The following is a 24152-nucleotide window of genomic DNA, read 5'->3' on the forward strand; positions in this document are numbered from 1 at the left end:
CAATACGGTGGCCGTTTTCCAGTGAACGGACGAATTCCGGTCAACCTGCGATCACGTACATGACATTTACCGACGTCAACTGTCACAGTCTTCCCGCACGGCAAAGCTCACCCCCCACATCACACAAGGAGCTTTCTACGTGAACCCCCACATACCCGCCCGCCCTGCCCGCACTTCTTCGCGCGGCAGGCGGACCACGCTCCGCGTCGCCACGGCCGTCGCCGCCGGCGCCCTGCTGACCGGCACCCTCGCCACGACCGGCGCCTCGGCCACCCCCACGGCCTCGGGCGAGAAGCTCGTGGTCAAGGACGTCGTGAAGGACAAGGACGGGACCACCCACACCCGTTACGAGCGGACCTACAACGGCCTCCCGGTGCTCGGCGGCGACCTGATCGTCCACCGGAAGAAGTCCGGCGCCCGCGAGGGCGTCACCCGCGCCACGGCCAAGTCCATCGCCGTGAAGACCGAGGGCGTCTCCCTCAAGGCCGCCCCGACCGGCGCCCGCAAGGTCGTCTGGGCCGCGAGCGGTACGCCGAGACTCGCCTACGAGAAGGTCGTGAAGTCCGCCAAGAAGGACGGCACGCCGAGCCGCCTGCACGTCATCACGGACGCGGCCACCGGCAAGAAGATCTTCGAGTACGACGACATCAGGACCGGCACCGGCGAGTCCCAGTACAGCGGCAGCGTAGAGATCGGAACGAGCGGCTCGGGCTCCTCGTTCACGCTCACCGACGCGACGCGCGGCGGGCACTCCACGTACGACCTGAAGAACGCCGAGTCCGGCAAGGGCACGCTGTTCGCCGACGCCGACGACAAGTGGGGCGACGGGACGACGAACGACGCCGCGACCGCCGGAGTCGACGCCGCCTACGGCGCCCAGGTCACCTGGGACTACTACAAGGCGGTGCACGGCCGCAGCGGGATCAAGGGCGACGGCAAGGGCGCCTACTCCCGGGTCCACTACGGCGAGGCGTACTCCAACGCGTTCTGGGACGACTCCTGCTTCTGCATGACGTACGGCGACGGCGAGGGCAACGCCAAGCCGCTCACCTCGATCGACGTCGCCGCGCACGAGATGAGCCACGGCGTCACATCGGCCACCGCCAACCTCACCTACAGCGGCGAGTCCGGCGGCCTGAACGAGGCGACCTCCGACATCTTCGGCACCTCGGTCGAGTTCTACGCCAAGAACAGCGAGGACGTCGGCGACTACCTGATCGGCGAGAAGGTCGACATCCGCGGAGACGGCTCCCCACTGCGCTACATGGACAAGCCGAGCAAGGACGGCAACTCCCTGGACGCGTGGAAGGAGGGCGCGGGGAACGTGGACGTCCACTACTCCTCCGGCATCGCCAACCACTTCTTCTACCTGCTCAGCGAGGGCAGCGGAAAGAAGACCATCAACGGCGTCGACTACGACTCGCCGACCTCCGACGGCTCCACCGTCACCGGCATCGGCCGGGACAAGGCCGAGAAGATCTGGTTCAAGGCGCTGACGGCGTACTTCACGTCGAACACCGACTACGCGGCGGCCCGCACCGGCACGCTGAGCGCGGCGGACGACCTGTACGGCGCGGACTCGGCCGAGTCCAAGGCAGTCACGGCAGCCTGGTCCGCCGTAAACGTCAAGTAGCCCAATCCAGCCCCGCCGGCGTTTGAGGCGCGGGGTCTGGGGCAGAGCCCCAGGCCCCAACCCCGGCGGGCCGCAACGTCACCGCATCAACACCCCGGCCCCCTCCCCGGTCGCCTCCGTCGGCACCACCACAAGCCCCGTCTCCGCCACCGACGCGAGCAGCGGATGCGCCGGCAGGACCCGGACCGTGTACCCATAGGGCCCACTCCGGTCAAGTGCCAGAGGCCCCTCGTACGCCCAACGCCCCTCCCCGTCGGGCCCACCCACCGGCTTCAGCGGCACCGTCGCCGGCTCGGTGATCCGGTCCTCCGTGTCGACGCGCCCCGCGACGGCCTGCACCTCGACGTCGTCGGGCCCCAACTCGCCCAGCGCCACCCGGACATGAAGCCCCAGCGTGGCCCCCAGTTCGGCGCCGCCCGCCGACGCCTCCACATGGTCGACGGTGACCAGCGGCCACGCGGCCCGCACCCGCGCCTTCCACGACGCGAGGTCCCGGGCCGCGTCCGGCGTGAGCGCCCGCGCGGACCCGGCGGCGGGGGCGTAGAGCTGATCGACGTACTCGCGGACCATGCGCCCGGCGAGGACCTTCGGGCCGAGGTGGGTGAGGGTCTGGCGGACCATTTCGATCCAGCGGTCGGGCAGCCCGTCGGGGCCGCGCTCGTAGAAGCGGGGCGCCACCCGTTGCTCCAGGAGGTCGTAGAGCGCGGCGGCCTCAAGGTCGTCCCGCCTGTGCTCCTCCGTGCCGGTGCCGTCGGCCGTGGGGATGGCCCAGCCGTAGTCGGGCTCGAACCATTCGTCCCACCAGCCGTCCAGGACCGACAGGTTGAGGCAGCCGTTGAGCGCGGCCTTCATGCCGGACGTGCCGCAGGCCTCCAGCGGGCGCAGCGGGTTGTTGAGCCAGATGTCGCAGCCGGGGTACAGCTTCTGCGCCATCGCCATGCCGTAGTCGGGGAGGAAGACGATGCGGTGCCGCACGCGCGGGTCGTCGGTGAACCGCACCAACTCCTGAACAAGCCGCTTGCCACCGTCGTCAGCGGGGTGCGCCTTCCCCGCCACCACGATCTGAACGGGCCGCTCCTCGTCCAGCAGCAGCCGCATCAGCCGGTCCGGATCGCGCAGCATCAAGGTCAGCCGCTTGTACGAGGGGACGCGGCGCGCGAAGCCGATGGTGAGCACCTTCGGGTCCAACACGCCGTCGATCCAGCCGAGTTCGGCGGTGCCCGCGCCGCGCTGCCGCCAGGACGCGGCGAGCCGGGCCCGCACCTCCTCGACGAGCTGGGCGCGCAGTTCGCCGCGCAGCGCCCAGATGGCCCGGTCGGGGATGTCGCCGACGGCGTCCCAGCGGTCCGAGGCGCCGACCGACAGGGCGTCCTCGGTGCGCCGCTCCCCGATCTGGCGGGCGCCGAGCCGGTACACCTCGGGGGCGACCCAGGTCGGCGCGTGCACGCCGTTGGTGACGGAGGCGATCGGCACCTCCTCGACGTCGAATCCCGGCCAAAGCCCGGCGAACATGTTCCGGCTGACGGACCCGTGCAGGGTGGAGACGCCGTTGGCGCGCTGGGCGAGGCGCAGCCCCATGACCGCCATGTTGAAGACGTTCGGGTCGCCGCCCGCGTACGTCTCCATGCCGAGGCCGAGTATCCGCTGCACGTCGAGCCCCGGCAGCTCGGCGGCGGAGCCGAAGTGCCGGGCGACGAGCTCCCGGTCGAAGCGGTCGATGCCGGCGGGGACGGGGGTGTGCGTCGTGAAGACGGTCCCGGCCCGCACCGCTTCGAGGGCGGAGTCGAAGTCGAGCCCCTGGTCGGCGAGTTCGGCGATCCGCTCCACGCCGAGGAAGCCCGCGTGCCCTTCGTTGGTGTGGAAGACCTCGGGCGCCGGATGCCCGGTGAGCCGGCAGTAGGCGCGTACGGCACGCACCCCGCCGATCCCCAGCAGCATCTCCTGCAGCAGCCGGTGCTCGCTGCCGCCGCCGTACAGCCGGTCGGTCACGTCCCGCTCGCGGGCGCCGTTCTCCTCGACGTCCGAGTCGAGAAGGAGCAGCGGCACCCGCCCCACCTGCGCCTGCCACACCCGCGCGAGCAGCCGCCGCCCGCCGGGCAGCGCGAGCGCGAGGTGCACGGGGGCGCCGTCGGCCTCCCGCAGCAGGCTCAGCGGCAGCTCGTTCGGGTCGGTGACGGGGTACGTCTCCTGCTGCCAGCCGTCCCGCGAGAGCGACTGCCGGAAGTAGCCGTGCCGGTAAAGCAGTCCTACGCCGATCAGCGGCGCCCCGAGGTCGCTCGCGGCCTTCAAATGATCACCGGCGAGGATGCCGAGGCCGCCCGAGTACTGCGGCAGCGCGGCCGTGATGCCGAACTCGGGCGAGAAGTAGGCGACGGCGGCGGGGAGTTCGGTGCGCCGCGCCTGCTCCTGGAACCAGCGGTCGTCGTGCAGATAGCCCCGCAGGTCGTCGGCGACCTCGCTGAGCCGCGCGAGGAAGTCCTCGTCGCCCGCGAGCGCGGCGAGCCGCTCGGGCGGGATGCTGCCGAGCAGCCGCAGCGGGTCCCCGTCCGCCGCGGCCCAGCGCCCCGGGTCGACGGCGGCGAACAGATCACGGGTCGCCGCATGCCACGACCATCGCAGATTGCGCGCCAAGTCGTGCAGCGGGGCGAGGGGTTCGGGCAGGACCGGGCGGACGGTGAATCGACGGATGGCCTTCACGGGCTCACCTCTGGGGTTGCGCGTCGGATGCCTGAGTCGTCTCCCGACGGTAGCCGCCCGTCCGCACCAGGGGCCACGGCGCGTGGCACGGGCTCCCGGAACACGAACGGCGGCCCGGCCGCGCGCGCCGCGCGACCGGACCGCCGTGTGCGGTGCCCTGAGGGCCGGGTGCTAGGCGATCGCCGCCCCGGTCCCGCGCGCCCCACCGATGTAGTCGGTGAGCGCCGGGTCGTCGTACACCGCGATGTCGACGGCCGTGCCTTCGGGCAGGTCGAAGTCCTTCACGACGGAGTCCACGACGTTCTCACCGCCGGGCGCGGAGTACGTGCCCAGGTTGTGCGTGACGCCACCGTGGGTGGTGGAGACGTGGACGTAGAACGTGTCGCCGTCGTTCTTGGTGTCGTAGACCCCCAGCTGCTGGGAGTGCGCGTCGAACACCACGGTTCCGAGGTACGAACCGCCCTGGCTCAGGCCCACATTGACGCCTACGCCGCTGTCGGACTTCTGGTAGGTCACGGCCGCCTCGGGGTTGGGCTCATAGGCCGCGGCCGGTGCGGCGGCCGCGCCGACCAGCGCGCCCACCGCGAGGGCGGCCCCCGCGAGAAGGCGTGCGAGCCGTCGCGGCTGTCGGGTCGCTGTCATGCGTGTTGCCCCCCAGATCAAAAAACCACATCCAAACCATTCGGACGTCGGTGCAGGAAGTTGTCGCCGTCGGTCATCGGCGACCTGCCCACGATGCCAGATTTCATGATCACCCAGAGGCACGCAACGCCCAGAGATCCTCAGCCGCCCCGAACCACTACGAAAACCCCACGAACCCGCCGCTCGTCCGCCGCGGACCACTCGGCGGACACCTCGCCGACCGCGTCACCGGGCGCCTTCGCCCCGGCCTCCAGGACGCGCACGATCTCGGGGCGCACCTCTCCGGGCACGTCGTCGAGGGCGAGGCGGGCGTGCACGGTCGGGTCGAGGGCGCCGTCGACGCTCTGCGCGTGCGCGGGCACCTCGCCCTTCAGCAGGGCGGTCAACTCCCGTACGAGGACCGGGTCCTTGGCCCCGTCGTACACCCAGCGCATCCCGAGCACGCCGTGCTCGGTGGTGCCGATGAGCGCGTCGTCCGGGGCGTCCGCCAGTGGGGCGCCGCGGTAGGCCATCGGCACGTGGTACGTGACGGGCTCGGGGCCGGAGGTGTCCGTCACGGCCATGAACTCCAGGCCGACCTCGCCTGCCGGGTCGTCGAGCCGGAACCCGCCGGCCTTGACCGGCTCCGGGGTGCCGGTCCCCCGGTACCAGGGCTGCTTCGGCAGCCACTCGGCGAGGAGTTCGGGCTTGGTGGGCGTGAGTGTGGTGCGGTGAATGATCGACACGGCCCCATCATCGGCCGTGGCCTTCGCGCGACGCCAGGGAATTGCGCGCACCCCTGCCCGGACGTCCGGACGTCCGAAAAACGCCGCAACTCTCCCGCACCACCCCCACGACCGATATGGCCGATTCCGCCACCTCGTACCTCCTTGTGGTGCTTCACACCGCACGAGAGGCTGCCAACTGGCGTATGACCGCGCCGAGTTGAGGAGGGGAACCCACCCATGGCAGGGACCGTGCGAGTGACGCGAAAGCGACGGACGCGGTGGGCCGGTGGGTGCACCGCGGTCGCCACGGTCGCGGCGCTTTCGGCCATCACACTGCCCGCGAACGCCGCTCCCGCTCAGGGACGGATATCCGGCGCCGGCGCACCCGGCTCCATCACGGGCAGCTACATCGTGACACTGAAGGGAGACACCAGGGCCCCGTCCGCCGCGGGCAAGGACCTCGCGGAGAAGTACGGGGCGAAAATCCGCCACACCTACAGCGAGGCGCTCAACGGGTACGCGGTGACCCTCGGCGAGGGCGAGGCCAAGCGGCTCGCGGCCGACGGGAACGTGGCGTCCGTCGTCCAGGACTCCCAGGTCACCATGGACCACACCCAGAAGAACCCGCCCTCGTGGGGCCTGGACCGCATCGACCAGGAAGAGCTGCCGCTCGACAAGTCGTACACCTGGCCGGAATCGGCGGGCACGGGCGTGCACGTCTACGTCATCGACACCGGCGTCCGCGCCACCCACCGCGACTTCGGCGGCCGGGCCACCAGCGGCTGGGACTTCGTCGACAACGACTCCGTGGCGCAGGACGGCAACGGGCACGGCACCCATGTCGCCGGGACCGTCGCGGGCGAGAAGTACGGCGTCGCCAAGCAGGCCGACGTGGTCTCCGTGCGCGTACTCGACGACGAGGGATCGGGGACGACCGCGCAGGTGCTCGCGGGCATCGACTGGGTGACGAAGAACGCGCAGAAACCGGCCGTCGCCAATCTGAGCCTCGGCGGCTACGCGAACGCCCAACTCGACGCCGCCGTCCGGAACTCCATCGCGTCCGGAGTCACGTACACGGTGGCGGCGGGCAACGACGGAATGCCCGCGGAGCTGTACTCGCCCGCCCGCGTCAAGCAGGCGATCACGGTCGGCGCGACCGGCAAGAAGGACACGCGTGCGAGCTTCTCCAATTGGGGTACCCGTCTCGACCTGTTCGCGCCCGGCGTGGACATCACGTCCGCGTCGTACAAGAGCGACACGGGGAAGGCCACCTTCTCCGGTACGTCCATGGCGTCACCGCACGTCGCGGGCGCGGCCGCGCTGTACCTCGCCGACCACGCGGCGGCCTCGCCCGCCGATGTGAGCAAGGCGCTGGTCGCACGGGCCGCGAACGACATGGTGACGGACGCGGGCGTCGGCTCGCCCAACAAGCTGCTTCAGGTGAACAACCCGACCGAAAGTCCTTAGAAGGAAGGTGAGTTGATGAGCCGGTCCCGTCGATTCCGGCGGGACCGGTCTTATGTGTTCCCTTACGCGCCAGTAGCGACGAGTAGTTGGTGGGACACGGATTGTCCGCCGATGGAGCGTGGAAGGCTCCCCCGATACGCCGCACGGCCTTACCGCACGGCTCCATCGCACGGCCCTCTCCCCGAATCACGTCTCCGCACCCCCGATTCCCCGCGGACAGGAGCGGTCATGCCCGCAAAGCGCCCTACGCGCTCCACGCCCTCCACACCCTCCAAGTCGTCCAACCCGTCCAAGACATCCAAGGCATCCAAGGCGTCCAAACCGTCCAAGCCCGCCACGCCCGCCACGCCCGCCACGCCCACGGCGCCGCGCGCCACCATGGGCCGCATCCCGATCCGCGACGTCCGCCCCGTCGTCGAGCACGGCAGGCTCCCCGCGAAGGCCGTCGTCGGCGAGACCTTCCGGGTCACGGCCACGGTGTTCCGCGAGGGGCACGACGCCGTCGCCGCGAACGTCGTGCTGCGCGGCCCCGACGGCGAGCCGGGCCCCTGGACCCCGATGCGCGAGCTGGACCCCGGCACCGACCGCTGGGGCGCCGAGGTCACCCCTGACGCGCCGGGCCGGTGGACGTTCCGGGTCGAGGCGTGGGGCGATCCCGTGGCGACATGGCGGCACACGGCGAAGATCAAGATCCCGGCGGGCATCGACACCGAACTCGTACTGGAGGAGGGCGCGACGCTGCACGAGCGCGCCGCGAAGGGCGTCCCCGAGCCACTGCGCGAGGCGGTCCTGCGCGCCGCCGCCGCGCTCCGCGACCCCGACCGCCCCGCCCCCTCCCGCCTCGCCGCCGCGCTCGCCCCCGACGTGCACCGGGCCCTCGCCCGCCACCCCTTGCGCGAACTGGTCACGCGCAGCGGCACGTTGCCGCTCCTCGTGGAGCGCGAGCGGGCCCTCTTCGGGTCCTGGTACGAGTTCTTCCCGCGCTCCGAGGGCGCCGTCGTGAAGCCGGGCGAGCCGCCGGTGAGCGGCACCTTCCGCACGGCCGCCCGACGCCTTCCGGCCATCGCCGCGATGGGCTTCGACGTGGTGTATCTGCCCCCCGTCCACCCCATCGGCAGCACCTTCCGCAAGGGCCCCAACAACTCCCTCTCGCCCGGCCCGTACGACGTGGGGGTCCCCTGGGCGATCGGCTCGCACGAGGGCGGCCACGACGCGATCCACCCGGACCTCGGCACCTTCGACGACTTCGACCAATTCGTGGCGCGGGCACGCGAGTTGGGCATGGAGATCGCCCTCGACTTCGCGCTCCAGTGCTCCCCGGACCACCCGTGGGTGCAGAAGCACCCCGACTGGTTCCACCACCGCGCCGACGGCACGATCGCGTACGCCGAGAACCCGCCCAAGAAGTACCAGGACATCTATCCGATCGCCTTCGACAAGGACATGCCGGGCCTGATCACGGAGACGACCCGCGTTCTCCGCCTCTGGATGGACCACGGCGTCCGCGTCTTCCGCGTCGACAACCCGCACACCAAGCCGGTCGTCTTCTGGGAGAAGGTGATCGCGGACATCAACGGCACCGACCCGGACGTGATCTTCCTGGCGGAGGCGTTCACCCGCCCCGCGATGATGCACACGCTGGCCGCCATCGGCTTCCAGCAGTCGTACACCTACTTCACCTGGCGCAATTCGAAGCGCGAACTCACCGAATACGCCGAGGAGTTGAGCGGCGAGGCGGCGAGCTACATGCGGCCGAACTTCTTCGTCAACACCCCCGACATCCTGCACGAGTTCCTCCAGGACGGCGGCCGCCCCGCCTTCGAACTCCGCGCCGTCCTCGCCGCCACCCTCTCCCCCACCTGGGGCGTCTACAGCGGCTACGAACTGTGCGAGAACACCCCGCTGCGCGCGGGAAGCGAGGAGTATCTGAACTCGGAGAAGTACCAACTGCGGCCGCGCGACTGGGAGTCGGCGGAACAGGAGGGCCGCACCATCGCCCCGCTCATCACCGCGCTCAACGCGATACGCCGCCGCAACCCGGCCCTTCGCACCCTGCGCGACGTGCACTTCCACCACGCCGACAAGGACGCGGTGCTCGTGTACTCGAAGACCACCGCATCGACCGCCGGTTCCGCACAAGGCTCGAACACGGTCCTGGTGGTCGTGAACCTCGACCCGCACCACACCCAGGAGACGACGGTGTCGTTGGACATGCCGCACCTGGGGCTCGACTGGCACGAATCCGTGCCGGTACGCGACGAACTCACCGGCGACACCTATCACTGGGGCAGGACGAACTATGTGCGCCTAGAGCCGGGCCGCACGCCCGCGCACATTCTCGTCCTGGCGCCCGCACCGGCCACGCCGCGATGAATTCTCAGGAGCAGACGGGACATGGGATTCGGAGGGTCACCCACACCATGATGATGAATGAGCCCGTTCCGGACACCTTCGAGGACACCCCCGCGAAGGACCGGGACCCCGATTGGTTCAAGCGCGCCGTCTTCTACGAAGTCCTGGTCCGCTCCTTCCAGGACAGCAACGGCGACGGGATCGGCGACCTGAAGGGCATCACGGCGAAACTGGACTACCTCCAGTGGCTCGGCGTCGACTGCCTCTGGCTGCCCCCCTTCTTCAAATCGCCGCTCCGCGACGGCGGTTACGACGTCTCCGACTACACATCGGTGCTCCCCGAGTTCGGCGACCTGGCCGACTTCGTCGAGTTCGTCGACGCCGCGCACCAGCGCGGCATGCGCGTGATCATCGACTTCGTCATGAACCACACGAGCGATCAGCACGACTGGTTCAAGGAGTCCCGCTCCGACCCCGAAGGCCCGTACGGCGACTATTACGTCTGGGCCGACGACGACAAGAGCTACGAGGACGCCCGCATCATCTTCGTGGACACGGAGGCCTCGAACTGGACCTTCGACCCGGTCCGCAAGCAGTACTACTGGCACCGCTTCTTCTCCCACCAGCCGGACCTCAACTACGAGAACCCGGCGGTCCAGGAGGAGATCCTCGCCGCCCTGCGCTTCTGGCTCGACCTCGGCATCGACGGCTTCCGCCTGGACGCGGTCCCGTACCTGTACGCCGAGGAGGGCACCAACTGCGAAAACCTTCCGGCCACCCACGAGATGCTCAAGCGGGTCCGCAAAGAGATCGACGCCCAGTACCCCGACGTCGTCCTCCTGGCGGAAGCCAATCAATGGCCCGAGGACGTCGTCGACTACTTCGGCGACTTCGCCTCCGGCGGCGACGAGTGCCACATGGCCTTCCACTTCCCGGTGATGCCCCGCATCTTCATGGCGGTACGCCGCGAGTCCCGCTACCCGGTCTCCGAGATCCTCGCCAAGACCCCGGCCATCCCCTCCCGCTGCCAGTGGGGCATCTTCCTGCGCAACCACGACGAGCTCACCCTCGAAATGGTCACGGACGAGGAACGCGACTACATGTACGCGGAGTACGCCAAGGACCCGCGGATGCGCGCCAACATCGGCATCCGCCGCCGCCTGGCCCCCCTCCTCGACAACGACCGCAACCAGATCGAACTCTTCACAGCTCTCCTGCTGTCATTGCCCGGCTCGCCGATCCTCTACTACGGCGACGAGATCGGCATGGGCGACAACATCTGGCTCGGCGACCGCGACGCGGTCCGCACCCCGATGCAGTGGACCCCGGACCGCAACGCCGGCTTCTCCTCCTCCGACCCGGGCCGCCTCTTCCTCCCCACGATCATGGACCCGGTCTACGGCTACCAGGTGACGAACGTGGAGGCGTCGATGTCCTCCCCGTCCTCCCTGCTCCACTGGACCCGCCGCATGATCGAGATCCGCAAACAGAACCCGGCGTTCGGCCTCGGCTCCTACACCGAACTCCCGTCCTCCAACCCGGCGGTGATCGCCTTCCTCCGCGAATACAAGGACGACCTCGTCCTGTGCGTCCACAACTTCTCCCGCTTCGCCCAGCCGACGGAGCTGGACCTCCAGTCCTTCAACGGACGCCACCCGGTGGAACTGATCGGCGGAGTCCGCTTCCCGGCGATCGGGGAGCTGCCGTATCTGCTGACGTTGGCGGGGCACGGGTTCTATTGGTTCCGGCTGCGGGCGGACGAGGGCTGATCCGGGCGCGCTGCGCGCGAGCCCGCTTGGCCAGTTCACCCAGCAGAGCACAGGCCGGGTCCGCGTCGAACCAGGGCAGGTCCCGGACGAGCGCGGCCGTCATGGCCCACAGAGCCGGTTTTCGGGCCCTTTCCCTGGGCACTCTCCCCGAATACCGTGCGCGGCAGGCACGCTCTCCCGCACCGCCCCGCACCAGTCGTCACCGCACACCGGCACGTCCCCATGTCCCATTCTCCGGACAGCATCTCGGCACCCGGGATCCGCCGCGTCGCCCGGCATCCCGGGGAAAGGACGCGACGCCATGTCGGAAGCCGCAACCCGGTCCACGGCACAGCAGGTGGACCTGCTCACGTCGCTCGATCCGCCGCTGCGCGAATGGCTGCCCCGCCAGCGCTGGTTCGCCGGCAAGGGCCGCCCGGTCACCGGCTTCACCCTGGACTCCGTCACCGAACTCCTGCCGGGCGCCGCCCTGTTGCACCTCCTCGTCCGCGTCCACCAGCCCCCGGCCGACGAGGAGGGCCCCGGCGACCGCTACCAACTGCTCATCGGCACCGCCGAGGCCGCCGCCCCGCACCTCGCGCCCGCCGTGATCGGCCACGTCACGCACGGCCCGCTGGCCGGCCGCACCGCGTACGAGGCGCTGATGGACGCACGCCTGTCCACGGTTCTCCTCGAACGGCTCCGGACCCCCGGCGCGCTCGGCGCCCTCCACTTCCACCGCGGCCCGCACGGCGAGGTGCCCCGCGACCTGGCACCCCGCCCCCTGGCGGCGGAGCAGTCCAACTCCTCGGTCGTCTACGGCGACACGCTCATAGCCAAGCTGTTCCGCCGCGTCGTCCCCGGCGTCAACCCCGACCTCGAACTCCCGCTGGCCCTGGCCCGCGAGGGCTGCGACCGGGTACCGGCACCGGTCGCCTGGTTCGAGACGCGCGGCACGGACCACACGGAACCGGCCACCCTCGGCGTCCTCCAGCCCTTCCTCAAGGACGCGGCCGACGGCTGGGACCTCGCCCTCAAACACCTCACCAACCAGCAGGACTTCACGTCCCAGGCCCACGCCCTCGGCCGCGCCACCGCCGAAGTGCACACGGCCCTGGCCCACGCCCTGCCCACGGTCACGTACACCCGCGCGCACATCGAGCAGCTCGCCGAGTCGATGACCCGCCGCCTGGAGTCGACGGCCCACCAGGTCCCGGCACTGCTCCCGTACGTGAACGGCCTGCGCCCCACCTTCGAAGCCCTCGCCCGCCTCGGCGCCGACGGCCACACCTGGCAGGCCCAACGGATCCACGGCGACCTGCACCTCGGCCAGTGCCTGCGCGAGCCGTCCGGCACCTGGAAGCTGATCGACTTCGAGGGCGAACCCTCCCGCCCCCTCCCGGAACGCCGCCTGCCGCACCCGGTCCACCGCGACATCGCCGGCATGCTCCGCTCGTTCGACTACGCCGCACCCCAAAGCGACTGGGCGCACGCCTCCCGCTCCGCCTACTGCGACGGCTACACAGAGGTGGCGGGCACCGACCCCCGCACCTCCCCGACCCTCCTGCGCGCCTACGAGACCGACAAGGCGATCTACGAGGCCCTGTACGAGGCGAGGCACCGCCCGGACTGGCTCCAAGTCCCCCTGTCAGCGCTGAGGCGATTGACTCGATAAGGGGCGCGGGGAACTGCGCAATCTTTTAGGGGGGTCTGGGGGCACAGCCCCCAGGTTCGGGACGGGAAGGGGAGGAGGGGGCGACCACCAGGAACCGAACCGCACCACACCACACCACACACCCCGGCACACTCCCCGGCACACGAGACGGCCACCCAAGGAGGCCCCCACCGTGACCCGCCGCCCCACCACCACGACTCCGGCCCCCGTCCCCCCGGACGACCGCACCCGCCTCCTCACCGCGACCCACCACGCCCCCCACGAAGTGCTCGGCGCCCACCCCACCCACGCCGGCATCGCCTTCCGCACCTGGCGCCCCTACGCCCGCCACGTCGCCGTCACCACCCCGGAGGGACTGCACGCGGAGCTCCACGACGACGGCGACGGCTTCTTCACCGCCCTCCTCCAACTCCGCGAAATCCCCCCTTCCTACGAACTCGAAATCACGTACGCGGAGACCACCCAACGCATCGCGGACGCCTACGCCCTCCTCCCCTCCCTCGGCGACCTGGACCTCCACCTGATAGCCGAGGGCCGCCACGAGGAACTGTGGACGGCACTCGGCGCCCACCCCATGACCCACCAGGGCATCCAGGGCACCCGCTTCACGGTGTGGGCGCCGAACGCCCGCGGCGTCCGCGTCGTCGGCACGTTCAACTACTGGGACGGCGCGGCCCACACCATGCGCTCACTCGGCTCGTCGGGCGTCTGGGAACTGTTCGTCCCGGACATCGGCGAGGGCGAACTCTACAAATACGAGCTCACCCGCCCCGACGGCAGCAAGACCATGCGCGCCGACCCCCTCGCCACCCGCACCGAGGAGCCCCCCGCCAACTCCTCGATGGTGCACGCCTCCCACCACACGTGGGGCGACGCGACCTGGCTCGCGGCCCGCGGCACGCACGCCCCCCACACCTCCCCCTTCTCCGTCTACGAGGTCCACCTCCCGTCCTGGCGCCCCGGCCTCACCTACCGCCAATTGGCCGACCAACTCCCGTCCTACGTATCCGACTTGGGGTTCACACACGTCGAGTTCCTCCCCGTGGCCGAGCACCCCTTCGGCGGCTCCTGGGGCTACCAGGTCACCGGCTTCTACGCCCCGACGGCCCGCCTCGGCGCGCCCGACGACTTCAAGCACCTGATCGACAAGCTCCACCAGGCGGGCATCGGCGTCCTGATGGACTGGGTCCCGGCCCACTTCCCGCGCGACGACTGGGCGTTGGCGGAATTCGACGGGAAGCCCCTCTACGAACACGAGGACCCGCTCCGCTCGGCCCACCCCGACTGGGGCACTCTGGAGTTCGACTACGGCCGCAAGGAGGTCCGCAACTTCCTTGTGGCGAACGCCCTTTACTGGTGCGAGGAGTTCCACATCGACGGCCTGCGCGTGGACGCGGTGGCGTCCATGCTCTACCTCGACTACTCACGCGAGGACGGCGAGTGGCTCCCGAACGCCCACGGCGGCCGCGAGAACCTCGACGCCGTCGCCTTCCTCCAGGAGATGAACGCGACGCTCTACCGCCGCGTCCCCGGCGTCGTCACCATCGCCGAGGAGTCCACGGCCTGGGACGGCGTCACCCGCGCCACCCACCACACGGGCCCCGGCGGCTTCGGCGGCCTCGGCTTCGGCCTGAAGTGGAACATGGGCTGGATGCACGACTCCCTCGACTACCTGAGCCACGAGCCGGTGCACCGCAAGTACCACCACAACGAGATGACGTTCTCGATGGTGTACGCGTACAGCGAGAACTACGTACTCCCCATCTCCCACGACGAGGTCGTCCACGGCAAACGATCCCTCGTCTCCAAGATGCCCGGCGACTGGTGGCAACAACGCGCCACCCACCGCGCCTACTTGGCCTTCATGTGGGCCCACCCCGGCAAGCAACTCCTCTTCATGGGCCAGGAGTTCGCCCAGGGCGCGGAGTGGTCGGAGGCCCACGGCCCCGACTGGTGGCTCCTCGACCCCGCGTACGGCGCCGAACCCGATCACCGGGGCGTACGCGACCTGACCCGCGACCTGAACACGCTCTACCGCGCGACCCCGGCCCTCTGGGAACGCGACACCGACCCGGCCGGCTTCTCCTGGGTCCTCGGCGACGCGGCGGACGACAACGTCTTCGCCTTCCTCCGCCACGCGGCCGACGGCACCCCCCTGCTGTCGGTCTCGAACTTCTCCCCGGTCGTCCGCCACGCCTACCGCGTGCCCGTCCCCGACTCCATCCCGGCCTGGCACGAAGTCCTCAACACGGACAACGCCCGCTACGGCGGCACCGACGTCACAAACCACGACCCACTCAAACCGGACGAGCCAGGAACCATCACCGTCACATTGCCGCCGCTGGCAACGGTGTGGCTCCTATCCAGCCCCTCCGGCGTTTGAGGAGCGGGGGCCCGGGGGCAGAGCCCCCGGTTTCGGGAAGGGGCGGGGTGGGGGACTTCAACACACCCCACCACCACCCCACCCCACCCCACCCCACCTACCGCAGAGCCACGCCCAACGCCCCGGCCAACTCCCCCTCGGACACCACCCCGAGGTCCTGCGTCGCCCGCGTCAACGCCACATACAAATCACTCACGCCGAACTCCCCGGGCTCCACCACAATCACCCGGTCGAACTCCAGCCCCTTCGCCTGCCTCGCATCAAGCAACACCAGATGCCGCGTCAGGTCAGGCTCACCCCCGGCCTCAACCCCCGGCAACCGCGCCGCCAACGCCTCATGCAGCCGCCGCGGAGCGATCACCGCGAGCCGCCCCTCCTCCGGCGTCCGCTCAACGGCGGCCTTCGCCGCGGCCTCGACGACGTCATCGGCCCGCAACGCCCACGGCCGCTCCCCGGTGGACCGCACGGACGCCGGCGCCTCGTAGTCCGGGTAGGACTCCCGCAACACCGCCGCCGCGACATCCATCACCTCGGACGGCGTGCGGTAGTTGACCCCGAGCCGCGTGTGCTCGAACCGGTCCTCGACGTACGGCGCGAGGATGTCGGCCCACGCCCCGACGCCGCCCTCCTCCGAGGTCTGCGCCGGGTCACCGACCAGCGTCATCGCCCGCGTCGGCGACCGCCGCATCAACAGCCGCCACGCCATCGGCGACAGCTCCTGCGCCTCGTCGACGATGATGTGCCCGAACGCCCACGTCCGGTCGGCGGCAGCCCGCTCCGCCGCGCTCCGGTGGTCCTCCTCCTCGTACCACCCGGCGACCCGGTCCGCGTCGATGATGTCGTGCGCGGCGAGCACCTCGGACTCGTCCTCGTCCTCGAACTCGTACGTCTCCGAGCCCTTGGACAGGTCGAGCACGCCCTGCGCGTACGCGATCCGCTCCTGCCGCTCGGCCTCGGCGGCGGCCCGCTCGGCACTGTCGTCGTACCCGAGCAGCTCAGCGGCCTCATCGAGCAGCGGCACATCCCCGACGGTCCACTCGTCACCGTCCTGCCGCCGAATGGCCTCCGCGTCCTCCTCCGCGAGGTGACTGGGCTCGCCCAGATAATCCGCGACGAACCCCTGCGGAGTGAGGGCCGGCCACAACTCCTCGATGGCGGCGTGCACTTCGGCGCTCGCCGCGACACCCTTCCCCAACTGGGCGATGTCGTCGGGCCCGAGGAAGTTCGGCCCGCCGTACGGGTCGGCGCCGATCCGCTCGGTGAGCTGCTCGGTGAGCGCGTCGATGACGCGGAAGGCGAAGTGCGGGCGGGCCAGATTGTGCGGCAGCTTGGTGTCACGGGCCGCCTGCCGCGCCTCGTAGGCGATCTCCCAGTCCAGAATGAGATCGCCGTCGTCGTTCGGAATCACCAACGGAGCGCCGGGCTCCGGCAGTTGCTGCCGGTCGGCGACGGCCAGCGCCAGCGCGTCGGCCATGCCGGCCGCCCCCTTCACGGCAGCCGCACGCGGCGTGTCCTTCGCCGTGGCATGCACGCCCGGGAACAGCTCCCCGACCGTCGACAGCAGCACCCCGGTCTCGCCGAGCGCAGGCAGCACCTCGCTGATGTACTTCAGGAACGCCGGGTTCGGCCCGACGATCAGCACGGCCCGCTTGGCCAGCAGCTCCCGGTGCTCGTACAGCAGAAACGCGGCACGGTGCAGCGCGACCGCCGTCTTCCCAGTCCCCGGCCCACCCTCGACGACGAGCACGCCCCGGTGCTCGTGCCGGATGATGCGGTCCTGCTCGGCCTGGATGGTCTGCACGATGTCGCCCATGCGGCCGGTGCGGGCCGAGTTCAGGGCGGAGAGCAGCACGGCGTCACCGGTCGGGTCCTCGAACCCGGTGCGCTCGGAATCGTCGAGGTCGAGGATCTCGTCGTGCAGCTCGGTGACCGTGCGCCCGTCGAGCGTGAGATGCCGGCGGCGGCGCAGACCCATCGGCGTATGGCCGGTGGCGAGATAGAAAGGCCGGGCAACGGGGGCCCGCCAGTCGATGAGCATCGGCGTACGTTCGGTGTCGTCGGCGCGAATTCCGATACGGCCGATGTGGTGTGTGACACCCACTTCTTGATCTTCACCGGCATCTTCACCGGCCTCGGCCTTGAGATCAATTCGACCGAAGCAGAGCGACCCCTCGACCGCATTCAACGCGGCGAGCAGCCCGGACCGCTCGACGACCAACAGGTCCCGCTCAAGGCGGGCCTGCTGGCCGGTCCCCACCGGCGTGACCGCCTCCCGGACGGAGTCCGCGGTGACGCCACGCAGCTCATCGACGCGCTCATAGAGCGCGTCGATGTATTCCTGTTCTTTCTGCAATTCCAGGCTGTCCCGGCTTGACAAAACAACTCCCTGCCCGGTACCGTGGTTTTTGTTGGCCCCCAGTGAGGGGCCTTTTCTGTGGGCGCACAGAACCACCGAATATACCCCCGGCGGGGCCGAATTCCAATTTCGGTACCGGGTTCAGCTCATACCGCTTCGGCCAACTCCTCCAGCTCCTCCAGCAGCCGCCGCTTCGGCCGGGCGCCCACGCGCGACCACACCGGTTCGCCGCCCTCGAAGACCATCAGCGTCGGCATCGACAGCACCCCGTACTTCACGGCGGTGTCCGGATTGGCGTCGACATCGATGACGACGACGTCGAGCCGCTCCCTCTCCTCCTCCGCGACCGCCTTCAGCACCGGCGCCAGCTGCTTGCACGGCCCGCACCACTCCGCCGTGAACTCCACGAGCACCGGCCGCGAGGCCCGCACCACCCGCTCCTCGAAGTCCGAGTCCGTCACCACACGCACACTCATGCCGTCTCCCCTAGTTCGCAGCGCGGCTCGGCCCCCTCGGACCCGACGCCCAGCGCCTCCATGGCCTGCTCGGCGCGCGCCAACTGCGCACCGACCTTCTCCCGTACGGCGGTCAACTCGCCGATCAGCGCATCGAGTTCGGCCATCTTGCCCCGGTACACGGCGATCGACGCCGGACACGAGTCACCCTCCGGATGGCCGGCCCGCAGACACTCCACGAACGGCCGCGTCTCCTCCAGGTCGAAACCGAAGTCCTGGAGCGTACGGATCTGCCGCAGCGCCCGCAGATCGTCCTCGTCGTACGTCCGGTAGCCATTGCCGCCGCGCCGCGCGGGCAGCAGCCCACGCGACTCGTAGTACCTGAGCGCCCGCGTCGTCGTACCGGCGCGGGCGGCGAGCTCTCCGATGCGCATACGGACGACGTTAGACCTTGCCGCCGACGTCAAGGCCAGCGTCTACTCCCCGGCGTCCTCGTCCTCGTAGTCCTCGTAGTCCTCGTCGTCGAGGTCCTCGCCCTCCGGCCCCCGTACGCCCAGCAGCCGCCGCGTCAGCGCATCCCGGTCGGACAGCAGCTCGTCCAGCGCCTCCCGCAGATCGCGGGGCCCGACCCGCTCGGCCTCCCGCTCCGCGGCGACGAGGACGGTACGCCGGACGAGCTCCTTGGCGAAGGACGCGGTCGTCCCCTCCGTACGGGCCACCGCCTCCGCGAGCACGTCCTCGTCGAGGTCGCCCCCGATCCCCGCACCGGACAGCCCGTACAGATCGAGCAGCCGGGCCCGCCCCGCCGCGTCCGGCAACGGAATCTCGACGGCCAGATCCACCCGCCCCGGCCGCTGCGCGAGCGCCGGCTCCAGCAGATCGGCACGGTTGGTGGTGAGCAGGAAGGCAACATCGGCATCGTCACCGAGCCCGTCCATCTCATTCAACACCTGGAAAAGCAGGGGCTGTTCACCCCCTCCATAGTCGCGCGACTCGGCGATGAGATCACAGTCCTCCAACACCACAAGCGCCGGCTGAAGCATCCGCGCCAGGGCGCAGGCCGCCCCGATCGCGCCGATGCTCGTCCCCGACAGCAGGATGACGGTGAAGTCGGGCAGCCCGGACACCAGATACCGGATGGTGTGGGTCTTTCCCGTACCAGGCGGCCCGTACAGCAGCAGCCCGCGCCGCAGATGCTGCCCGGCGGCCCGCAGCCGCTCCCGGCGCCGCGCGACGCCGACGACCTGCCGCTCGATCCGGTCGAGCAGCCCGTCGGGCAGCACGATGTCGGCGCGGCCCAGCCCCGGCCTCCGATGGAACCGGAACGGCCCCAGCCCCTCCCCGAACGCGCTCCCCTCAAAGGACAACATCTGCCCACGAAAGATGTTGTGGGCCCGCACGAGCCCGTCCACATCACTCAGAAACCCCTGCGCCAACTCCCTCTGCTCACACATGACTTCGAGCCGCACATCGTTCTCGTCGTAGTCATTGGTCGGCCCGCGCAACAGCGCCGCGAACGGCACGCCGTCCTCGGTCCGGCCGAGGTAGAAGCCGATGCCGACGCAGGTGATCTCCCGGTCGGGTCCTACGGGCAGCTGGGTGTAGTCGACGGCGCCGACGGTGAACTGCTCATAGCGGTTGGCCGACTCGACGACCTCGGAGAGCGCCAGATCGCCCCGATTGCGGGCGCCGCTCAGCCCGATCAGCTCGTACGCCCGCCCTTCCGCCTCTCCGAACCAACGCTCCACCGCCAGATGGACATTGGGGTGGTCATAGGGCGCGTACACCACCTTGACCACGGGAGTCTCACTGGGCTCGCCCCCAAGGTGCGCCCGCAGCCGGGCCGCCAGGTCCCGCCCGTCCGACTCGCCCCTCGCCGGCCTGGCAACGGCCTCCAGAAACTCCCGGAACAACTCCTCGACCCGCTCGTGGTCAACGTGCGGGTCGGCTTCGCGGGCCGCCCGCCGCCGCTCGTACTCATCGGAACTCATGACCTCGGTCGCACCCACGCGCCCTCCTCGCTCTCGCCGGATTGCCCAGGGTGTCCCATTTGCCCAGCCCCCCGCTCGGAATTTCCCGGCGCGCCACCCATCGCACCGGCAAGCCGAGCCCGCACGGTCTTCCCCACCCCGTTCCGCAGGAACCACTCCACCTCCAGGGCAAGCTGCCGTACGACGACGAGCCCACGCCCTTCCCTCACCGGCAACACCGGCGACGGGTCGGAGACGTCGACCAGCAGTCCCCCGTCCTCCGTCACGGCCAGCCGCACCCACATCTCGTGCCCGGCCACCCGCCCATGCGTCACGGCGTTCGCCGCGAGCTCGGAGACGACGAGCACCGCGTCGTCGATGTCACCGGTCCACTGCCAGAAGGTGAGCCGCCGTCGCGTGTGCATACGGGCGAGGGGGACGCTCCGCGGGGTCAGCGGGTAGCCGGTGGAGCGGTCGAGGGTGGGGAGGGCGGTGGACATGGGGGGACTCCTTGAACGGAGGGGCGGTCTCTCCCAACTACGGTCTCGGTACGGCGCGTTCGACTTCAATCGAAAGCCACCTGATTAATCAGTGAGCCAGAAAGTGGACTATGCCGATATCGGCACATCCGGCTGCGCCGAACGCAGCCCCCTGACACACTCGGCACACCGCAACAAGCGGCACGTACAGCACCACTGAGGCGGCACACATGGCAGCCAAACGGGGACGCACGGCCCAACGACTCGAACTCGGCCTTCAACTACGGCAGTTGCGCGAAAACTGCGGACTCGGTGACCGAGGCGGCGGCTTCACCCGCAAGCAAGCAGCGCAGGGCCTACGGATCTCCGAAGCCTCACTGCAACGAATCGAAGGGGGCTCGCTGAACTTCCGCAACGTCGGCGACCTCCGCAAGCTTCTCGACAAGTACGGCGTCACGGACGAGAACGTCATCGAGGCCCTGATCAGCCTCAACCGGGAGTCCAACAACCACGATTGGCTTACGCAGTACCGGGGGCTCATGCCCGCCGGGATGCCGGGCTTCGTCGGCCTGGAGCCCGAGGCCCAGAGCATGAAGGCGTACCACCCGACGCTGGTGTACGGGCTTTTGCAGACCGAGCGTTACGCGCTCGCGCTGCACCAGGTGCACAAATCGATCGAGGAGTACACCTCCGAAGTCATCCGCAACAGTGTGGCGCTCCGTATGAAGAGGCAAGAGGTCCTGACCCGAGAGAACCCGGTGCGGCTGCACGCCATTCTCGGCGAGGCCGCACTGCGCTATCCGGTGGGTGGCGACGAGGTGATGCACGAACAGTACGAGCACCTGTGTGAGTTGTCCGACTGGGACCATGTCACCATCCAGGTGCTTCCGTTCCGTCCGAGCTACCGGTCGAGCAGCGACTTCGCGGTCCTCGACTTCGGTGACCAACTGCCGCCGCGCGTCCAGGCCGACAGCGCCTGGGGCTCGGTCTCCACCTCGGACAAGCCACGCGAAGTCGACCGCTTCAACCGCCGGTTCGCGGCCATGACAGCATCGGCACTGCCCCCTGAGGAAACTCCCCAGTTCCTGCATCAACTAGAACGAAAGCTGTAGCCCCATGAAGACCCGCCCCACCGCCCACGTGATCGCGCCGGAAACGGCCTGGTTCAAGTCGTCGTACAGCGACCCCAACCAGAACTGCGTCGAAGTCGCCCACCCGCTCCCCGCCGGAGGCATCGGCGTACGGGACTCCAAAGACCCGGCCGGACCCGCGCTCGTCCTCACCCCCACCACCTGGTCCCACTTCCTCACCCACGTCACGGCCAGTCGATCATGACCATGAACGCCACGAACGTGACCACCACCGCGATGGGCGCCGCCGCCGAGAACCCGATACGCCGCACCGCGTACCGCTCGTGCCACGGCAGCAGCCACGCCGTCGCGAGGACCAGCAGGGAGATGGTGAGCCCCCACCCGAAGACGGTGTACGCCCGCTCGTAACTCGGCTCGAACCGTGCCAGCGCGGCATCACCGCACGAGTCGCACGCCATCGCCATGAGCGAGGCGAAGAGGTGGGCGAAGAAGGCGGCCGGCAGGGTCACGACGCTGGAAATCAGCGGCGCGACCCACTGCCGGTTGGGCCGGGCGGAGCGAGTCATGGGGGCGTCGTCGACGAGTTCCAGTGTCATGCCCACCACTCAACTCCCCCGACCCGCCCGGGACATGAGTGCGCGTACTCAAATCACCCAACCGAACCGGGCACAGAATGTCGGGCCCGGCACCCCGGTCAGTACATACCTTGGTCCCCGCTGAACAGGAACAAGAACAGGAAGAGAACCGGGTGCTGGACCGACTCAACCAGGTCATGAACCACATCGAGCAGCGCCTCGACGAACCCCTGGACATCGCGGAACTGGCGCGCATCGCCACCACGTCCGAGTACCACCTGCGCCGCATGTTCTCGGCACTGGCAGGCATGCCACTGTCGGAGTACGTCCGACGCCGCCGGCTCACGGTGGCAGGCGCGGAGGTCCTCGCGAACGAGGAGCCCCTCCTGACCATCGCCGTGCGCTACGGATACGGCTCGGGCGAAGCGTTCGCCCGCGCGTTCCGCGCCCTGCACGGCGTCGGCCCCGGCGAGGCCCGCCGCACGAAACCGGCCCTGGTCTCCCAGCCCCGCCTCTCCTTCCGACTCACCGTCGAAGGGAACAGCAGCATGCGCTACCGCGTAGTGGACCGCCCGGACTTCACCGTCATCGGCCCGAAGACCCGGGTCCCGCTCATCTACTCCGGCCCGAACCAGGCAATCATCGACTTCGTCAGGAACATCCCACCCCAGACCACCGCCACCCTGGAGAAGCTCTCCCAGGACTCCGGCGAGGACCCCCAGGGCATCGTCGCGGTCTGCGACGACCTGGACCCCGGCCGCGCCGAGGGCAGCGAACTCGACTACTACCACGGGGTGGTGGCGTCCCAGGACACCCCGGCCCCCGAGGGCGCCGCAACGCTCCCCGTCCCCGCCGGCACCTGGGCGGTCTTCACGACATCCGGCCCGGCCCCGGAAGCCATCCAGGCCCTCTGGGCCACGGTCTACACGGAGTGGTTCCCGGCCAACCCCTACCGCACCCGCCCCGGCCCGGAACTCCTCCGCACCCACATGTCCCCGGACGGCACCACGGCGGAGGCCGAACTGTGGCTACCGGTGGAACGCGAACAGTCATGACCGCGACCGGCTGAATTGTCAGTGGTGGCCGCTACGTTGCGTCCATGAGCCACGACGTACGCACACCGCTGCCCGTCCCCCGGTATCTCGACTGCCTGGCCGCCGACTTCGAGCTCCTGCGTACGGCCGCCACCACGGCATCACCGACGGCACGAGTACCGAGCTGCCCCGACTGGACCGTCACCGACCTGGTCCGCCATGTCGGCCAGGTCTACGCCCACAAGACCGCCGCGATACGGGCGGCCACCCCCGGCACCGAACCGGAGTGGCCGCCCAAGGGCACGACCGACGAGGAGCCGTACACCCTCCTGGACCGCGCCTACGCCGAACTCCGCGAAGCACTCACCACCCACTCTCCCGAGTCCCCGGCCGGCACGTGGTACGCCCCCGACCAGACCGTCGGCTTCTGGATCCGCCGCATGGCACAGGAGACGGTCATCCACCGCATCGACGCCGAACTCGCGGCGGGCGGTCCGATCACCCCTGTCCCGGACGACCTCGCGATCGACGGCATCGACGAACTCCTGAAGGTGTTCACGGCCTACGCGGTCACCGAGTGGACCGACTACTTCAGGGAACCCCTCGCCACCTCACCGGGCCGTAGGTACGAGCTGCACGCGGGGCCCGCGACATGGCGAATCCGCACAGGCCCCGACCCTCTCTTCACGGTCGAGGACGGCACGACCGCCGCCCCCGCGGACACCACCCTGAGCGGCACACCCGAGGCGATGCTGCGCGACCTTTGGAACCGCCTGGGCCCGGAGGAGCCCTCACAGGTCCGGGATGAACTGCGGACCTGCCTCAAAATTTCCACACAGTAGAAAACGCAGAAAAGCCCGGACCGTATCCCGGTCCGGGCTTCTCTCT

The 24152-nt window shown here is 69.8% G+C and carries 20 protein-coding genes; 11 read left to right on the top strand and 9 right to left on the bottom strand.

Annotated elements, in window-relative coordinates:
* The first annotated feature begins 139 nt into the window (after positions 1 to 139).
* Positions 140 to 1633 carry a M4 family metallopeptidase gene (locus RBJ65_RS25590; RefSeq protein WP_306318887.1) on the top strand — a complete coding sequence of 498 codons (1494 nt, stop codon included), beginning with the start codon at positions 140 to 142 and terminating at the stop codon, positions 1631 to 1633.
* A gap of 78 nt (positions 1634 to 1711) precedes the next feature.
* On the opposite strand, the gene glgP is transcribed toward RBJ65_RS25590, so the two are convergent.
* The 3 genes from glgP to RBJ65_RS25605 all read right to left on the bottom strand — a co-directional run bounded on the left by glgP (position 1712) and on the right by RBJ65_RS25605 (position 5697).
* Positions 1712 to 4330: an alpha-glucan family phosphorylase gene (glgP, locus tag RBJ65_RS25595; RefSeq protein ID WP_306318888.1), complete on the bottom strand. Its 2619-nt coding sequence runs from the start codon at positions 4328 to 4330 to the stop codon at positions 1712 to 1714.
* A gap of 171 nt (positions 4331 to 4501) precedes the next feature.
* A complete protein-coding gene (locus RBJ65_RS25600; RefSeq protein ID WP_306318889.1) occupies positions 4502 to 4972 on the bottom strand; it encodes a hypothetical protein in 471 nt (156 codons plus the stop codon).
* Between the two features lie 140 nt (positions 4973 to 5112).
* A complete protein-coding gene (locus RBJ65_RS25605; RefSeq protein WP_306318890.1) occupies positions 5113 to 5697 on the bottom strand; it encodes a 1,4-alpha-glucan branching protein in 585 nt (194 codons plus the stop codon).
* Between the two features lie 219 nt (positions 5698 to 5916).
* On the opposite strand from RBJ65_RS25605, the gene RBJ65_RS25610 reads away from it, so the two are divergent.
* The 5 genes from RBJ65_RS25610 (at position 5917) to glgB (ending at position 15304) form a co-directional block, all read left to right on the top strand.
* On the top strand, positions 5917 to 7146 hold the full coding sequence (locus RBJ65_RS25610) for a S8 family peptidase (protein ID WP_372341263.1): 1230 nt from the start codon (positions 5917 to 5919) through the stop codon (positions 7144 to 7146).
* A gap of 228 nt (positions 7147 to 7374) precedes the next feature.
* Positions 7375 to 9519, top strand: coding sequence for an alpha-1,4-glucan--maltose-1-phosphate maltosyltransferase (locus RBJ65_RS25615; protein WP_306318891.1), 2145 nt, complete (start codon positions 7375 to 7377; stop codon positions 9517 to 9519).
* Positions 9520 to 9566: 47 nt separating this feature from the next.
* Positions 9567 to 11267 carry a maltose alpha-D-glucosyltransferase gene (gene treS / locus RBJ65_RS25620; protein WP_306318892.1) on the top strand — a complete coding sequence of 567 codons (1701 nt, stop codon included), beginning with the start codon at positions 9567 to 9569 and terminating at the stop codon, positions 11265 to 11267.
* A 301-nt stretch (positions 11268 to 11568) separates the two neighbouring features.
* Positions 11569 to 12921, top strand: a complete 1353-nt coding sequence (locus RBJ65_RS25625; RefSeq protein ID WP_306318893.1) for a phosphotransferase — start codon at positions 11569 to 11571, stop codon at positions 12919 to 12921.
* Between the two features lie 172 nt (positions 12922 to 13093).
* Complete coding sequence (gene glgB, locus RBJ65_RS25630) at positions 13094 to 15304, top strand: 1,4-alpha-glucan branching enzyme (protein ID WP_306318894.1); 2211 nt, start codon at positions 13094 to 13096, stop codon at positions 15302 to 15304.
* Positions 15305 to 15401: 97 nt separating this feature from the next.
* On the opposite strand, the gene RBJ65_RS25635 is transcribed toward glgB, so the two are convergent.
* Complete coding sequence (locus RBJ65_RS25635; protein WP_306318895.1) at positions 15402 to 17405, bottom strand: AAA family ATPase; 2004 nt, start codon at positions 17403 to 17405, stop codon at positions 15402 to 15404.
* A gap of 3 nt (positions 17406 to 17408) precedes the next feature.
* On the opposite strand from RBJ65_RS25635, the gene RBJ65_RS25640 reads away from it, so the two are divergent.
* Complete coding sequence (locus RBJ65_RS25640) at positions 17409 to 17678, top strand: hypothetical protein (RefSeq protein ID WP_306318896.1); 270 nt, start codon at positions 17409 to 17411, stop codon at positions 17676 to 17678.
* Between the two features lie 128 nt (positions 17679 to 17806).
* Here RBJ65_RS25640 and trxA read toward each other — a convergent pair whose 3' ends face one another.
* The 4 genes from trxA to RBJ65_RS25660 are packed head-to-tail and all read right to left on the bottom strand — an operon-like array spanning position 17807 to position 20585.
* Positions 17807 to 18136, bottom strand: a complete 330-nt coding sequence (gene trxA / locus RBJ65_RS25645) for a thioredoxin (RefSeq protein ID WP_306318897.1) — start codon at positions 18134 to 18136, stop codon at positions 17807 to 17809.
* Positions 18133 to 18549 (bottom strand): MerR family transcriptional regulator, encoded by a 417-nt coding sequence (locus RBJ65_RS25650; RefSeq protein WP_306318898.1) that lies wholly within the window; start codon positions 18547 to 18549, stop codon positions 18133 to 18135. The genes trxA and RBJ65_RS25650 overlap by 4 nt, the downstream gene beginning before the upstream one ends.
* A gap of 42 nt (positions 18550 to 18591) precedes the next feature.
* The gene (locus RBJ65_RS25655; protein WP_306318899.1) at positions 18592 to 20124 is read right to left on the bottom strand and encodes an ATP-binding protein; all 1533 of its coding nucleotides are present in this window, start codon (positions 20122 to 20124) and stop codon (positions 18592 to 18594) included.
* A complete protein-coding gene (locus tag RBJ65_RS25660; protein WP_306318900.1) occupies positions 20103 to 20585 on the bottom strand; it encodes an ATP-binding protein in 483 nt (160 codons plus the stop codon). The genes RBJ65_RS25655 and RBJ65_RS25660 overlap by 22 nt, the downstream gene beginning before the upstream one ends.
* 209 nt (positions 20586 to 20794) lie before the next feature.
* Here RBJ65_RS25660 and RBJ65_RS25665 point away from each other — a divergent pair, with 209 nt between their 5' ends.
* Both RBJ65_RS25665 and RBJ65_RS25670 read left to right on the top strand, forming a co-directional pair.
* Positions 20795 to 21676: a helix-turn-helix transcriptional regulator gene (locus RBJ65_RS25665; RefSeq protein WP_306318901.1), complete on the top strand. Its 882-nt coding sequence runs from the start codon at positions 20795 to 20797 to the stop codon at positions 21674 to 21676.
* Positions 21677 to 21680: 4 nt separating this feature from the next.
* Positions 21681 to 21899, top strand: coding sequence for a DUF397 domain-containing protein (locus RBJ65_RS25670; protein WP_306318902.1), 219 nt, complete (start codon positions 21681 to 21683; stop codon positions 21897 to 21899).
* Here the strand turns inward: RBJ65_RS25670 and RBJ65_RS25675 are convergent.
* Positions 21880 to 22251, bottom strand: a complete 372-nt coding sequence (locus RBJ65_RS25675) for a hypothetical protein (protein ID WP_306318903.1) — start codon at positions 22249 to 22251, stop codon at positions 21880 to 21882. The two genes, RBJ65_RS25670 and RBJ65_RS25675, sit on opposite strands and share 20 nt — an antisense overlap.
* Before the next feature lie 152 nt (positions 22252 to 22403).
* On the opposite strand from RBJ65_RS25675, the gene RBJ65_RS25680 reads away from it, so the two are divergent.
* Both RBJ65_RS25680 and RBJ65_RS25685 read left to right on the top strand, forming a co-directional pair.
* The gene (locus tag RBJ65_RS25680) at positions 22404 to 23285 is read left to right on the top strand and encodes an AraC family transcriptional regulator (protein ID WP_306318904.1); all 882 of its coding nucleotides are present in this window, start codon (positions 22404 to 22406) and stop codon (positions 23283 to 23285) included.
* A 44-nt stretch (positions 23286 to 23329) separates the two neighbouring features.
* A complete protein-coding gene (locus RBJ65_RS25685) occupies positions 23330 to 24106 on the top strand; it encodes a maleylpyruvate isomerase family mycothiol-dependent enzyme (RefSeq protein ID WP_306318905.1) in 777 nt (258 codons plus the stop codon).
* The last annotated feature ends 46 nt before the right edge of the window (positions 24107 to 24152 follow it).

This window comes from Streptomyces sp. KL109B (genome assembly GCF_030766935.1).
In the GTDB taxonomy this organism is placed as follows: domain Bacteria; phylum Actinomycetota; class Actinomycetes; order Streptomycetales; family Streptomycetaceae; genus Streptomyces.